The organism is Nitrospina sp. P1_D6, assembly GCF_052156615.1.
GTDB lineage: Bacteria > Nitrospinota > Nitrospinia > Nitrospinales > Nitrospinaceae > Nitrospina.
The window spans coordinates 136,010-150,595 of record NZ_JBQKUN010000001.1 but is presented as its reverse complement, the minus strand read 5'-3'; the positions used below and the strand labels follow the sequence as shown (position 1 = coordinate 150,595).

The following is a 14,586-nucleotide window of genomic DNA, read 5'->3' as shown; positions in this document are numbered from 1 at the left end:
AGTAATCAGCTCCCCTCCCGCCCCTGCCTGTCCTTCGTTTTCGAATCTGTTAAGATATCCCGCAGATATTTCCTTCAGGGTCGCATGTCCAGAGATTACCAGAACCAGCTTGAAAACCTGTTGCGCCTGAGCCGCGAGTCGGGTCACCCGCTGTACGTGGTGGGCGGCACTCTTCGTGACCGGGTGATGGGCAAGGCCTGCGCCGATTTCGATTTCGCCTGCCAAAACGCACCGGCACTGGCCCGACGCTTCTCCGAAGCGCATTCGCTTACCCTGGTTCCCCTGGATTCCACCCTTGACCGCGAGACGCACCGCGTGGTGATTGAACGCGACGTGTATTTCGATTTTTCCACCCTGCAGGGAGAAACGCTGGAAGACGACCTCGTCCACCGCGACTTCACCATCAACGCCCTCGGCCAGCCGCTGGAAGACTTCATCGAAAAAAAGGATACGGTGGTCGATCCCTTCGGCGGCCTGGCGGACATCGCAAGCCGTAACGTGCGTGCCCTGCCGGGTCCGGTGTTCGAAGACGATCCCCTGCGCCTGCTCCGCGCGTTCCGGTTCGCCAACACGCTGGGTTTCGACATCGATGAAACCACCGCACGGCGCATCACCGAAACCCGCAGTCGCATCCGCACCGTCGCCGCAGAGCGATTGTCCTACGAGTTGCTGATCCTGCTCGGCACTCCCAACTCGCATATCGAACGTATGGTCGATACGGGCCTGCTGTCCGCGCTCATCCCGGAGCTGGCCCTGCATTTCGGCAACGAACCCGGTGGGCCCCTGCCTGAGAGTGGACTTGAGGAGCTCCGCATTCTGGACCGGCTCGAGATTTTGCTCACCGAGACCGAAAAAATTTCTCCGAAATACCGCGGCTACTTCCGCGACCATTTGGAAATCTCGCCGCGACGCGCTCTGCTCAAGCTTGCGCTGCTGCTGCGTCCGCTGGATACGATGCAGAATACCTCTATCACCGGAACGAAAATCCGGAACGACTCCATTCCTGTCCGCATTTTGAAAGACCTGCGGCTCAGCAATGACCACATCCTCTTCACCGACCGGGCGCTCGCGGTGCATGCCCGTCTGGTCGAGCACACCGAAACGCTGGCGGGTGACATCAGGGGAGAGAATCTTTCCGGCATTTATAATCTGTGCAGGCAGGCAGGCGACGATATTTTTTCCGGTGGGATTCTGGCCACGGCTGTTAAGATGGAGACCGGCGACGACCTTCGATCGTTTCTGCTGGCGCTCAACCGGATCCTGGAGTTTTACCTGAACACCTACCGGCCCGCGCAAAAGCATCCCGCGCTGTTGAACGGGAAAACGCTGACGCGCAAGTTTCACCTGTCTCCATCGCCAGCCTACAAAACCATACTCGACCGCGTGGAGGAAGCTCGCGTTCTGGGGACCATCGCCACGCGCGGGGAAGCCGAAGCGTTGGCCGCCGATCTCATTCAGCAACTTCAAATCAAACGGGACACATGAACATGCAATATCAGAACCAGACCTGGCTCGGAAAGAAAGTCATCATCGGGCAGACCGGAATCGATCCTGCCCAACCGGTGAACGTGCTCATCGGGTTTCACGGGGCGGAATCGACTCCGGAGAACATGCTGATCCACGGCAACCGCCTGCAATTGACCAACACCGTCACCGTCTATCCGGAAGGCCCGGTAGATGCAGGCAACAGCGTGTGGAGCTGGTGGCTGGACGGTCCCCGCCAGAAGGAAGCGGTCAACCAGTTTCTCGACTTCACTGCGGGCATGGTCGACGAAACCCACCGCTTCATGAAGGAACAGAACGTCGCCAACGGATTCCACACCTGCCTGTGGGGTTTTTCCCAGGGCGGCGCGGCGTCGCTGGTGTACGCATTGATGGGCAAACATCCCGTGCACAAGGTGGCGTCCATTTGCGGCTTCCTGCCGGAGTTGCCCGAGATCACCACCAAAAACGCCGCGTCGCAGATTCTCGGCATTTTCGGCGCCAACGACGATGTGGTGCCTTCGTTCCTGGCCGAGCACGCACTGGACGAGATGCAAAGCCACGGTCACAACCTGACCATCAAAGAAACCCCGCAGGGGCACGAAGTGAGCGCCGAGAACATCCAGGACCTGATCCGGTTCCTCGAAGCCTGACCTCTTCCCCCCTTTCTGGGAATTTCGTTGACTTGCCCCAACGTTTTGCTATGCTGATCGCAAATTGAATCGCTGTATTCAGATGTAGGAAAGACGGTGCGAATCCGTCGCGGTGCCGCCGCTGTAACCGGGGACGACACCCGCATCTTGCCACTGTTCCAGGGAACGGGAAGGCGCGGGGAGTAGGACGATCCGGAAGCCAGAAAGCCTGTCTGGATATGCTTCACACACTCTCCGGGACCTGAGAGGTGAAGGTGACATGACCTGTTTCCCTTTCCACCCGGAAAGGGATTTTTTGTTTGGGCCTTCCAGGTTTCCGGTACGGAACCGGATATGACCGTGCGCCCGGCAATCAATCGCTTTCCCAAGCCATCGCTGTTTTCATCGCTCTCCGCATCAGGAACGAATTTCCGAAATGCGTTGGCAGTGGTGTGCCTGCTTGCGTTGCTGGCTTATGCCGGGTCCGCACTTGCGGATTCCCCCCCGAAAGCGCCGCAACGCATCATTTCGATGTCGCCGTCCATCACTGAGTTTTTGTTCGAGCTGGGTGTGGGCGATCGCGTCGTCGGCGTCACCAACTTCTGCAAATACCCACCGGAGGCCTGCACCCGCACGAAAATCGGCAGTCTTCTTCATCCCAGTCTCGAACGCTGGATCACGCTGAACCCGGACCTTGTCATCCACCAGGCCACCAGCCACACGCTCAGAAACAACGCGCTCAACCTCGGCATCCGCACGCTCGGGGTGGAAATGCAGACCCTCCAGCAAATTTATGAGTCGGTGCGCAAGATGGGGGAGGTTTTGCAAATTGAGGATCGTGCGGAAGGGTTGGTCCACCGCCTCCAATCCGGAATCGATGGCTACCGGGGTAAGCTGAAGGGACACGCTCCCAAACCGGCTCTGCTGATACTGGGCGACAGCAACGAGCCGGGACGCAGTCTGTATGCGGTCGGGCCCAGTTCCTTTCTGGGCGAACTGTTCGCCCTCGCAGGGGCAGAGAACATCGTCACCGACACCATCGCTCCCTACCCGAAGATCAATAAGGAATACATTATCCAGCAGTCGCCGCAGGTCATCATCGAAGCCGGACCGGCCATGAACATGACCGCAAAAGAAAAAGCGGCACGGCTTAAAGAGTGGGGGCGTTTTTCCACCATCCGCGCGGTTTCCGATAATAACATCCATTTCATCGGCGCCGACTACATCCTCATTCCCGGGCCACGCTTGCTGAAAATACTCGACGACTTCGCCCGCGCCCTGCACCCGGAATTATTCGGACAACTGCCGAAATCCACCTCACAGGGAGAACAGGGATGACCGCCGCAATCGCACAACCGCTCCTGCGCGCCGAAGGCATTTCGTTCGCCTACGACAAAGACCCCGTCGTGCACGAGGTGTCGCTGGGCATTGCGTCCGGCGAATTCGTCGGCATCATCGGTCCCAACGGCTCCGGCAAATCCACCCTTCTCAAACTTATGGCGGGCATTCTGGAACCGGACCGTCAGCACGTCCTGTTTTCCGGTCGCAATATCCAGTCCTGCAACCGCAAGCAACTGGCGCAGTCCATCGCTTGGATTCCTCAGGAACACCACATGCCGTTTCCGTTCAAGGTCAGCGAGGTGGTGATGATGGGACGGCATCCGTATCTCTCCGCGTTCACCTTCGAGGGGGAAACCGATTTCGAAATCGTCCGTCGCGCGCTGGAACAGACGCAGACCTCGGTGTTCGCCGAGCGGCTGTTCAACGAAATCAGCGGCGGCGAAAAACAGCGCGTCATGCTGGCCAGCGCCATCGCGCAGGAACCGGAGGCGATGCTATTGGACGAACCCACCAGCGCGCTCGACCTCAAATACCAGGTGGAACTGTTACGGATTCTGGACGACCTCAACAAGAACCAGAACGTCACCATCGTCGTCGCCATGCACGACCTGCACCTCGCCTCGAAATACTGCCGCCGCCTGGTGCTGTTGAAACAGGGACGCATTGTGAGAGACGGAACACCGGATGAGGTCCTGCAGAAATCCATCCTGGAAGAAGTTTACGAAATCGGCGTCAACATCTATCGTGATGAAGCCGATGGAAGTTTCCTGATTTCTCCGGGGGGTGCGTGATGTGGACTCACACCCACGGACTCACCCCGCGCCGCTACGTGCAGGTGGTCACCGCGTTCTTCCTGTTCTTTCTTTTGGTCCTTGCAATCGCGCCTCTGATTGGCCCAACCAGCGTCAACTTGATGAAAGCGCTGTCGCGGGATATTCCTTTCGCCGAGAACGTGGACGCGAACATATTATTCGTCGCCCGCTTTCCGCGAATCCTTTTGGGCGCGCTCACAGGCGGGGCGCTGGCCATCTCCGGCGCGGTTTTGCAGGCGTTACTGCGCAACGATCTCGCCGCGCCGTTCACGCTCGGCATTTCCAGCGGTGCGTCGCTGGGTGCGGTGATCGCCATCGCGCTCAATCTCAATTTCGTGTTCCTCGGATTCTCGTCGGTTCCCATTGCCGCGTTTCTGGGTGCCCTGGGGGCAATGTTGCTGGTGTTCAGTCTGGTCAAAACGCGGCACGGCGATTTCCCCACGGGCGTCCTTCTCCTCGCCGGAGTTACTGCCAATTTCTTTTTCGCATCACTCGTCATGTTCATCCATTACCTGTCCGACTTCACGCAGTCCTTCCAGATCGTGCGCTGGATGATGGGCGGCCTCGACATCACCAGTTACGAAACCGTGTGGTCGATTCTTCCGCTGGTGCTGATCGGTTTCGGCGGACTGCTTTACATCGCGCGCGACCTCAACCTCATCAGCGCCGGCGTTCATTCGGCGCAGAGCCGGGGGGTGGATGTGAAACGCACCCAGAAGCTGGCATTTGTGATGGCCTCGCTGACTACAGGCACGGTGGTGGCGACCAGCGGACCCATCGGCTTCGTCGGGCTCATCGTTCCCCACATGGTGCGCCTGGTGATCGGGCCCGACCTGCGCCTGCTGATCCCGGCGTCGTTTTTCTTCGGCGCGAGTTTTCTGATCCTGTGCGATTCGTTCGGCCGTACCTTCATTGCGCCGGTGGAGATTCCCGTCGGCGTCATCACGGCGCTTCTCGGCGGACCGTTCTTCGTCTGGCTTTTAAAACGGCAGAGGTGATTCGATCATGACCGCAAAAACCTTGATGGTGCAGGGAACCGGATCGGGCGTGGGCAAAAGCGTCATCACCGCGGCCCTGTGTCGCTGGTTTTACAAAAAAGGTTACAGGGTCGCGCCGTTCAAGGCGCAGAACATGTCGCTCAATGCCTACGTCTGCGAGGACGGCGGCGAGATCGGCCGCGCGCAGGCGTTTCAGGCCGAGGCCTGCGGCATCGCCCCCACCGTCCAGATGAACCCGGTCCTGTTGAAACCGGCGGGGGACAACCTGTCTCAGGTCATCGTTATGGGCCGCCCGGCGCACACGCGCAACGCCAAAGAGTATTACCGGGGCAAACCCGCGTACCTGCAACAAGTCACCGACGCGCTGAATACACTGCGCCAGTGTCACGATCTCGTGATCCTCGAAGGTGCGGGGTCGCCTGCCGAAATCAATCTGCGCGAGATGGATTTCGTCAACATGGCGATGGCGAAGGAAGCGGATTCGAAGGTGCTGCTGGTGGGGGACATCGACCGCGGCGGCGTGTTCGCCTGGATGAAGGGCACCTACGACCTGTTGAGTGAAGATGAACAGGACCACGTCGCCGGGTTCCTCATCAACAAGTTTCGCGGCGACGTCGAACTTTTAAAGCCCGGCCTCAAACAGTTCGAGGACCTCGTCGGCAAACCCGTGCTGGGGGTGATTCCATTCGACCACAACCTGTTCGTGGACGAGGAAGACTCCCTTCCATTCGGCACGCACGGGGAAATGAAAACCGACGCAGGGTTGCTGGACGTCGCCATCCTGCGTGTGCCGCGCATCGCCAACTTCACCGATTTCTCCCCCTTGATGGAGGACCCGGCAGTGGCAGTGCGCTATGTGTGGACCGAGGCGCAATTGGGATCGCCAGACCTCATTATCCTGCCCGGCACCAAGAATACGCTGGAGGACATGCGGTTTCTTAAAACGCAGGGACTCGACCGCGCCATTCATCGCTGTCATGCCCATGGAACCGGGGTGCTGGGTATCTGTGGTGGCTTTCAGATGATGGGAAAAGAGCTCAACGATCCCGGAAAAATTGAAAGCAATGCTGGAAAGGTCGATGGTCTGGACCTGTTGCCTGTCACCACCACGATGCAGGCGGAAAAAATAACGCGCCAGGTGAGGTTGACCACCAACCACTCACCGGCGTTCGATCACGGACTCACGGCGTGGGGTTACGAAATCCATAACGGCATCTCGGAGATTTCGGGTACCTGCGCCCCACTGTTCGAAAAAAAAGGTGAAGAAAATACAGATGCGCTGGGAATCTCCGACAGCACCGGTACGCTGATCGGTACGTACCTGCACGGCATTCTGGACAACGATCCACTGCGCCACGCGCTGTTGAATCGGGTCCGCCACCACCGAAATATTCCGCAGGTCAAAGAACCGTTCGACTATCAACTATTCCGTGAACGGCAATGGGACCGGCTGGCCGGGTGGCTGGACACCTCGATCGACATGAAACAAATTGAAGCACTGATTAAAAACTAAGAGGAACCAGAAAAAAAATGAAGAAACTATTATCCATAATAGTAATCTCCCTATTTGTGCCGTTCGTTTCCGGTTACGCGATCGCCGAAGAAAAAGATAACCAACTGGAAATACTGGACCCGATCGAAATCCACGCCACCCGTTCGCAGACCAAACCGGAAAACCAGACCGCGTCCTATACGGTGATCACGCGTGAGGAAATCGAAAAGAAAAAACACATGCAGGTGAAGGATCTCATTCAGGAGCAACTGGGTGTCAATGTCGTGCAGACGGGACCCCTGGGCAGCTCCACCACTCTTTTCATGCGCGGGGCCAATTCCCAATCGACCCTGGTGATGATCGACGGGGTTCAGGTGAAGGCCAACTCCACCGGCAGTTTCAGTTTTGCCCATTTGCAGTTGGACAACATCGAGCGGATTGAAATCCTGCGTGGTCCCCAAAGCACGCTGTGGGGCGCCGATGCCGTCGGTGGCGTCATCAACATCGTCACCCGCAAAGGCAAGGGGAAGCCAACGCACACGCTGTCGTTCGAGGGTGGCAGTTTTGAGACGTTCAAGGAAACGCTCACCAGTTCGGGGTCCCATGAAAATTTCGATTACTCACTGAGCGCATCGAACACGGACAGCGAGGGCTTTTCTGCATTCAACGAACGGCGCGGCGGTACGGAAAATGACCGTTATTCCAACCGCACATTCTCCACCCGGCTGGGTTACAACTTCTTTAAAGACGGACGGGTCGAATTCATTGGACGCTACATCCGCGCGCGCAGTCACTTTGACGGATTCAATCCCCTCACGTTCACCTTCTCCGACACCCTGCCGCATCACATCAACAACGATACCGTTTACGGCGCGTTGCCCCTGCAGAAAGCGCTCACCGAAAACTGGGACCTGAAAGTCACTCCCAGCGTGTTTGTGGACGAACTGGATACCATCGATCCCACCTTCGGCGATTCGTTCATTATCAACAGAACGTACACGGTGGACGTCCAGAACAATGTGTATATCAATGAAAACATTTCGACCGTTTTCGGATTCGAGCACCAGGCCACCAATGCCGCCAATGCCAGCCAGGGTATCGCCCTGCAAAATGAGAACCAGGGTTATTACCTGCAATTTCAGTTCAATCACAACGACCGGTTTCTGCTGAACGCCGGCGTGCGGGAAGACATCAACACCCGTTTCGCCAACAAGTTCACCTACAAAATCGAGGCGGCTTACCGCTTTTTGGAGACCGATACCCGTCTGCGGGGGGGCTTTGCCACCGGCTTCCGCGCCCCGTCGGTCAATGAAATCCTGTTTCCCTTTTTTGGCAACCCCAGTATCCAGCCGGAAGAAACGGAAAGTTTCGAGATCGGAGTGGAGCAAGCCCTGCTGTCCGATCGCGTGGCTGTGGCTGTGACGTACTTCAACATGGATCTGAAAAACCAGATCCAGCCCAACCCGGCGACGTTCATCGCGGAAAACATCGGCCGCGCGCGTTCACAGGGCATCGAGACCAGCATCCGCTGGCAGGTGCTGGATGACGTCGATGTGAACGCCGCCTACACGTGGAACCAGGCGGTGGACTCCAGCACCGGCGCCCTTTTGGTCAGGCGGCCGCGTCATACCGCTTCCGCCACATTGCACCACACCTGGCGTAACCTGCTCGACTGGCTGGTGACGGCGCAGTACCGGAGCGCCATGGTGTCCGGCACCGGACGCGTCGGAGGGCGCACCATCGTGCGCGCAGCTTTGGGTTACCAGTTGACCAAACAGCTCAAACTGACGGCTCGAGGAGAAAACCTGTTCAATAAAAAATACGAGGAGTCGCTGTTCTTCGGAACAGCGGGAATTTCCGGTTATGCCGGATTCGAATATTCTTTTCACTGACAGGAAGACCATGTTTTCCACCCAAGGTCACATTCAATCCAGGCGGGCTTTCCTGTCGGCGCTGGCCTGTTCTCTTGTCTTGCATGGACTGGTTTTTGCGGGTCTCACCTTCTGGCCGAAATCCCGGAAAAGTGAGGTCGAAAATAAAAACTTCATGGTCCAGAAGGTCAGGCTTGTGACCTCGTTACCCTCCGATTCCCGTACAAATCACCAACAGGAAACCCTGCAAAAGGAGCCCCTCTCCATTGAATCGAAAGAATTTCCCGTCAAAGGGGTCCCCGCAAAAATGCGCTCGCCGCATTTCAAAACGAAACACAAGATAGACAAGATGCGACCCCTCCAATCACTCTCTTCAACGACATTACAAAAGAACCCGGCGGAGCTCTTGCCCCCCCATTCTCCAATAGCCAATTCCATTGTTCAGATAGCTCCCCAACCCGTGACCGTGAGCACCATAAATTCCGTTCGGCCCAAGACCCAGGCCCGAATTGCTTACAAAAAAGAAATTTTTCCAATGTCCCTAATGAACTACATCCCGCCCTTGCCGGTACAACCCGCGCTCGCGCAATCCCACGGTTGGAAAGCACCTGCGGGAGACCGTCACGCCGATGCCGTGCAACCCACTCACACCATTGCCGGCATCAAGCCGACAACACAAACCGGGCAAAGGCACTTCTCGCATGAAAAAACCACGGAAATATTCGATAAAAAAACGTTTCTTGACATCCCCACGGCCTCGTGGACCGGCCCGAAAACGGGGTCAAAAAAGCCCCCGAAGGGAACGGTTCGAGAAAACGGATCCGGCAAGGCACCTCCCTCGGTAGAACAACCGGATACGATTAATTCCGAAAATATCGAATCCGCTTCCCACCAATTTGCATCCAAAGGATTCACAAGCTCCCACTCCGGTGGAGAGGACCTGGAAGCGCTGAAAAACGGTTTCATTCTGGAAATCCGAAACCGGATCGCAAAATACAAGTTTTATCCCCGTTTGGCCAGGCGGCGGGGGTTGGAAGGGAAACCCGTGGTGCATTTCAGGGTCACCCGCAGGGGCACCGTTCAGGATCTGCACGTCGCGCTTTCTTCCGGAAGCGGCATCCTGGATGAAGCTGCACTGGAATCGGTGAAAAAAGGCGCGCCTTTTCCCGTCATCCCGCATGCGCTCAACCGCGACTCGATGACGATCCAACTGCCCATCGCGTTCACTCTCGATTGAACCGGTTCACCAAAACCGATCATTAATATTGGAGGCAGGAATGGACTGGACCCGAACTTCATTGAATGTTTTCTTATGCGGCCTGCTGCTGGCGGCGTGCGCTCCCCAACCCACCAAAACCGTTCCGGCGGAATACAAACGCGGCCAGGAACTGTTCCACGCGGTCTGTTCCAACTGTCACGGTTCCGACGCGCTGGGTGGACACACCAAGGCACCCAACCTGATCGATGCAGTGTTTGTGAAAAGTGAATTTTCCGACCAGGAAATCCGCCACACCATCAACAACGGTTCCGGCAAGATGCCTTCGCAGAAGGGAAAGTTTTCAGATGAGGAGATCACCGAAATCATCAAATACCTGCGCTACAGCCAGAAAGAAGCCAATCTGGTGATGGATGCGGAAGCGATGGATGAGTTTTTTGACGCTCCCCTTCCGGCAGAGGACCCCATAGAGGAAGAGGAATTGGAGGAAGGGTGACGCGCCCTTCCCCGCCTTGACACCCTCCGTAAATTTGGCTAAATTGTGCCGTTCTTGAAGGCCATACCTCTACTCAAACAGACATACCGGAGCCCAATTCATGTCGGAAAGTTATATACAGTCCCAGTTCGCAAACCGCATCGGCGGGGCGCAATTCGGAAAAGACACCAAAATTTACAAGTTCGAGAAAATCAAGCGTGCCAAACGCGCGGCACTGGAGGCCAACCCCGGCAAGGAACTGTTCGACATGGGTGTGGGCGAACCGGATGAGATGGCCGACAACGGCGTGATCGCCGCGCTGGAACAGGAAGCGCGCAAACCGGAAAACCGCGGCTACACCGACAACGGCATCGACGCATTCAAGGAAGCGGCAGTCCGGTATATGGAAAAAACGTTCGGCGTGACAGGGCTCGATCCTAAAAAACACGTCAACCACAGCATCGGTTCCAAACCCGGGCTGGCCATGATGCCGCTGATCTTCATCAACCCCGGTGACGTGACATTGATGACAACTCCCGGTTATCCGGTGATGGGCACACACACGCAGTTTCTCGGCGGTGAGGTGGTGAACCTTCCTCTAACGGAGGACAACAACTTTCTTCCCGATCTCAAAAGCATCGACTCCGAGACGGCGAAACGCGCCAAACTGCTTTGCATCAACTATCCGAACAACCCGACCGGGGCTAACGCCACCCGCAAATTTTATGAAGAGGTGGTGGAATTCGCCAGGGGAAACGACATCGTGGTGGTGCAGGACGCAGCGTATGCGACTCTCACGTACGACACAGAACCGCTCAGCTTCCTTTCGATTCCCGGTGCAATGGACGTGGGCGTGGAGTTCCATTCACATTCCAAAGCGTACAACATGACCGGGTGGCGCATCGCCTTCATTGTCGGGAACGAGCTGGTGGTCAAAGGCTTCGCCAACATCAAGGACAATATCGACAGTGGCCAGTTCGCGGCCATCCAGAAAGCCGGCATCTACGCACTGGAGCATCCTGAAATCACAAAGCGTATAGTGGAAAAATACCAGCGTCGCCTGCGTCTTCTGGTGGACAGCCTGAATTCAGTCGGCTTCAAAGCCACCATGCCGGGCGGCTCCTTCTTCCTTTACGTTAAAGCGCCCAAAGGTATTCAGGGCGGGCCGAAATTCGAAAACGCCGAAGCGTTTTCACAGTATATGATCACCGAACACCTCATCTCCACGGTGCCGTGGGATGACGTCGGCAATTTCGTCCGATTCTCCGCCACCTTCGCCGCCAAGGATGAAGCCGACGAAGTGCGCATCATGCAGGAAATCAAAATGCGATTGTCCACAGTGAAGTTTGAGTTCTAGCGACGGTTTTATTTAAGGGACCCGTTATGTCCCACACCGCTTTTATCGGCATCGGTTCCAATATGGGAGACGCTCCCGGTCACTGCCGGGAAGCGATCGACCGCATGCGGACACACCCGGCGTTGAACCTCCACACCGCTTCCTCCCTTTATAAAACCCAACCCTACGGAAAAACCGACCAGGACTGGTTCATCAACGCCGTTGCCCAGGTGGTAACGGACCTCTCCCCTGCGGATCTTCTACATGTCCTGTTGGGCATCGAAAAGGAAATGGGGCGGGAACGGCGGGAAAAATGGGGGCCCCGCAAGATCGACCTCGACCTGTTGCTGTACGATGAAGACACAATAAAGGAAGAAAACCTGCAAGTGCCGCATCCGGGCATCGCCGAGCGGCGGTTTGTGCTGGAACCCTTGGCGGAAATATCACCGGACCTGGTTCATCCCACGTTGAGTAAAACCATCCAGGACCTGCTTGCTGAAACTCGGGACGACCTGCAAGTCGAGCGCATCACAAAATCAGCCTAGTTCATCGACCTCGATGACTTCCATTTTCCTGATGGCCTCCAGCATCAACTCCTGCCACGGATAACGCTTTTCATCCTCTTCCAGTTCGTGAATTTTGCTTTTCGTCGTTGGATTCGGAGGCATGAACACGGAACAACAATCGGGTTGAGGCTCGATGCTTATTTCGTACGTCCCCAGTTCCTTCGCCTGGCGGATGATCTCGTTTTTATCGGTCCCGATGAGTGGACGAAATACGCTGAGCGACACCAGCCCTGACACCGCGTTGAGATTCTCAAGCGTCTGCGACGCAACCTGTCCCAGAGATTCGCCGGTCACCAGCCCAAGATAACCATGCTGTTCAGCCACGGCCTGTGCGATGCGGTACATCATGCGACGGTACAGAACCACGCGATTCGGCGCGCGGCAGTGGTCGCGAATCGCTTCCTGGATAGTTTCAAACGGCACCACATACAAACGGGCCCGGCTCTGGAAACGGTTCAGTTGCCGACACAGCCGCTTCACCTTGTCGTATCCGCCGCGTCCCATGTAAGGCTGGTTGTCAAAGAAGATGCCATGCACCCGGCATCCGCGTTTCATGATGCGAAACAATGCGACCGGGCTGTCGATGCCGCCGGAGATCAACCCCAGAACCTCCCCGGAACTGCCGACCGGCAATCCGCGCAGGCCCGCGATTCGGTTCTTGAACACCACGGTATGTTCCTGGCCGATTTCAATTTCCAGCGTAAACTCGGCGTTGTCGATATCGACTTCCAGGCCGCGTTCGTGAAGCCGGCCGAGGATACGCGAACCCACTTCGTAATTGACCTCCGTTGAGGTTTGAGGAAATCGTTTGTCCGCACGTTTTGTCTTCACGCAGAACTTGAGATTTTTTCCAGAATTCAGGAGGGGTTCGATCCACTGCACACCGAGCTCCGCCATTTTCTCGAAATCCGGCTCCATTGCCACGCCCAGACTGAACGAAGCGGCACCGGGAACACACGCAAGGCGTTGCGCCGCCGTATCCGCCACCTCCATAGGACAGTCCACGCGGATGCGACCGTGCGGTTTTTGAATCGTGACCCCGTCCAATCCTTTCAGCGCGTGCCGAATGTTGTCGGCCAGCCGGTTGATGAACATACTTCGGTTTTTTCCCTTGAGCCCGATTTCATCGTACCGGACCAGGATCGTGCAATTTTGTGTCATGAGTTGGCGAATCGACGAGAAAAGGAGGGGTAAAGAGTTTCGTGTGCATGGGCGAAAGCCGCGAGAAAGCGGTCCACGTCTTCCACCGTGTTGCTGTGGTTGAAGGAGATGCGAAGACTGCACCGCGCTTCTTCCCGCGTGCACCCAATGCCCGTTAAAATTTTAGACGGCTCTTTCGAATGGGCACTGCACGCCGAACCGAGGCCCACATAAATACCCTGCTCTTCCAGATGATGCAGGACCACTTCGCCCTCGACCGGGGCGAAACTGAAATTGACAATGCCCGGTGATTGAAACGAATTGTCCGGATCGATGGAAGAATTGAATTTCAAGTTCAGGGTGGAGTTGCTGGATGCAAGCGACTTCAGTCCCGTCACCAGCCGTTCCCGCAAAATGGAGAATGTTTTATTCACGGATGATGTACGGTTGGCGGCCAATTGAACCGCGCATGCAAGACCCACGATCAACGGCACCGGCAAAGTCCCGGAGCGCATGCCGTGCTGTTGCTTGCCGCCGTGGATCTGCGGCTTGAGACTCAGACGGGAATCGACCACCAGCAGACCGATGCCCTTCGGCCCGTGGAACTTGTGCGCCGATACCGAATAGCCCGAAAGGCCTTCCCACATGGCCTCGGTGATCGGCAGTTTGCCCACCGCCTGCACGCCGTCCATGAACAGCCGGGTCTGCGGTGCGTGTTCCTTTAAAAGAGGAGCGATAATCTGTGGATCGTTGATGCTGCCCAGTTCGTTGTTGACGTGCGATAAAAACAACCAGCGCACCTTTTGTTTTTTAAGTTCGGGAATCGAAGCCGTATCCAGCCTGCCGTCCTTCTGGTATTCCAGCAAAGACACCGGTTCGTTATCGTATTCCTTTAAAGCGTCCAGCGTTTGTTTCACGCTGGGATGCTCCAGCCCCAGATACGCCGCTTTCTTATCGGGAAAACACGTTCCTTTAATGAAGAGATTGTTGGATTCACTGCCGCCGCTGGTGAAAATGATGCGGAACCGCGTCGGAATGCACAAACTTTCGCGGATCCGGTCCTCCGCCTCCTGAATTTTCTGTTTGGCGTCGTGGCCAAGGCGGTACACCGCCCCGGAGTTGCCGAAGTCTTCCTGCATTGACTTCGTCATCACCTCGATCACTTCCGGATCCATCGGTGTGGTGGCGGCGTTGTCCAGATAAATCATTTCGTTCTTGTTCCCTG

General features: G+C 56.5%; 13 protein-coding genes and 1 riboswitch. Of the genes, 11 read left to right on the top strand and 2 right to left on the bottom strand.

Annotated elements, in window-relative coordinates; translation table 11 throughout:
• The first annotated feature begins 84 nt into the window (after nucleotides 1-84).
• The 11 genes from ACTRXA_RS00655 (at nucleotide 85) to folK (ending at nucleotide 12,200) form a co-directional block, all read left to right on the top strand.
• The gene (locus tag ACTRXA_RS00655) at nucleotides 85-1,485 is read left to right on the top strand and encodes a hypothetical protein (RefSeq protein ID WP_442425278.1); all 1,401 of its coding nucleotides are present in this window, start codon (nucleotides 85-87) and stop codon (nucleotides 1,483-1,485) included.
• Nucleotides 1,482-2,135, top strand: coding sequence for an alpha/beta hydrolase (locus tag ACTRXA_RS00650; protein ID WP_442425277.1), 654 nt, complete (start codon nucleotides 1,482-1,484; stop codon nucleotides 2,133-2,135). The genes ACTRXA_RS00655 and ACTRXA_RS00650 overlap by 4 nt, the downstream gene beginning before the upstream one ends.
• Before the next feature lie 63 nt (nucleotides 2,136-2,198).
• A riboswitch (cobalamin riboswitch) is annotated at nucleotides 2,199-2,365 on the top strand.
• Between the two features lie 103 nt (nucleotides 2,366-2,468).
• Entirely contained in the window at nucleotides 2,469-3,452 is a 984-nt protein-coding gene (locus tag ACTRXA_RS00645) for an ABC transporter substrate-binding protein (RefSeq protein ID WP_442425276.1), read from the top strand.
• Nucleotides 3,449-4,246 (top strand): heme ABC transporter ATP-binding protein, encoded by a 798-nt coding sequence (locus ACTRXA_RS00640; protein WP_442425275.1) that lies wholly within the window; start codon nucleotides 3,449-3,451, stop codon nucleotides 4,244-4,246. The genes ACTRXA_RS00645 and ACTRXA_RS00640 overlap by 4 nt, the downstream gene beginning before the upstream one ends.
• Nucleotides 4,246-5,265, top strand: coding sequence for a FecCD family ABC transporter permease (locus ACTRXA_RS00635; protein WP_442425274.1), 1,020 nt, complete (start codon nucleotides 4,246-4,248; stop codon nucleotides 5,263-5,265). The genes ACTRXA_RS00640 and ACTRXA_RS00635 overlap by 1 nt, the downstream gene beginning before the upstream one ends.
• Nucleotides 5,266-5,272: 7 nt before the next feature.
• Nucleotides 5,273-6,778 (top strand): cobyric acid synthase, encoded by a 1,506-nt coding sequence (locus ACTRXA_RS00630; protein WP_442425273.1) that lies wholly within the window; start codon nucleotides 5,273-5,275, stop codon nucleotides 6,776-6,778.
• 17 nt (nucleotides 6,779-6,795) lie between these two features.
• The gene (locus ACTRXA_RS00625) at nucleotides 6,796-8,649 is read left to right on the top strand and encodes a TonB-dependent receptor plug domain-containing protein (RefSeq protein ID WP_442425272.1); all 1,854 of its coding nucleotides are present in this window, start codon (nucleotides 6,796-6,798) and stop codon (nucleotides 8,647-8,649) included.
• 514 nt (nucleotides 8,650-9,163) lie between these two features.
• Nucleotides 9,164-9,865, top strand: a complete 702-nt coding sequence (locus ACTRXA_RS00620; protein WP_442425271.1) for an energy transducer TonB — start codon at nucleotides 9,164-9,166, stop codon at nucleotides 9,863-9,865.
• A gap of 40 nt (nucleotides 9,866-9,905) precedes the next feature.
• On the top strand, nucleotides 9,906-10,340 hold the full coding sequence (locus ACTRXA_RS00615) for a c-type cytochrome (RefSeq protein ID WP_442425270.1): 435 nt from the start codon (nucleotides 9,906-9,908) through the stop codon (nucleotides 10,338-10,340).
• A 100-nt stretch (nucleotides 10,341-10,440) separates the two neighbouring features.
• Nucleotides 10,441-11,676 (top strand): LL-diaminopimelate aminotransferase, encoded by a 1,236-nt coding sequence (locus tag ACTRXA_RS00610; RefSeq protein ID WP_442425269.1) that lies wholly within the window; start codon nucleotides 10,441-10,443, stop codon nucleotides 11,674-11,676.
• Nucleotides 11,677-11,702: 26 nt separating this feature from the next.
• Nucleotides 11,703-12,200, top strand: a complete 498-nt coding sequence (gene folK / locus ACTRXA_RS00605) for a 2-amino-4-hydroxy-6-hydroxymethyldihydropteridine diphosphokinase (RefSeq protein WP_442425268.1) — start codon at nucleotides 11,703-11,705, stop codon at nucleotides 12,198-12,200.
• Here the strand turns inward: folK and thiI are convergent.
• Nucleotides 12,192-13,382 carry a tRNA uracil 4-sulfurtransferase ThiI gene (gene thiI / locus ACTRXA_RS00600; RefSeq protein WP_442425267.1) on the bottom strand — a complete coding sequence of 397 codons (1,191 nt, stop codon included), beginning with the start codon at nucleotides 13,380-13,382 and terminating at the stop codon, nucleotides 12,192-12,194. The genes folK and thiI overlap by 9 nt on opposite strands.
• On the bottom strand, nucleotides 13,379-14,569 hold the full coding sequence (locus ACTRXA_RS00595; protein WP_442425266.1) for a cysteine desulfurase family protein: 1,191 nt from the start codon (nucleotides 14,567-14,569) through the stop codon (nucleotides 13,379-13,381). The genes thiI and ACTRXA_RS00595 overlap by 4 nt, the downstream gene beginning before the upstream one ends.
• Between the last annotated feature and the right edge of the window lie 17 nt (nucleotides 14,570-14,586).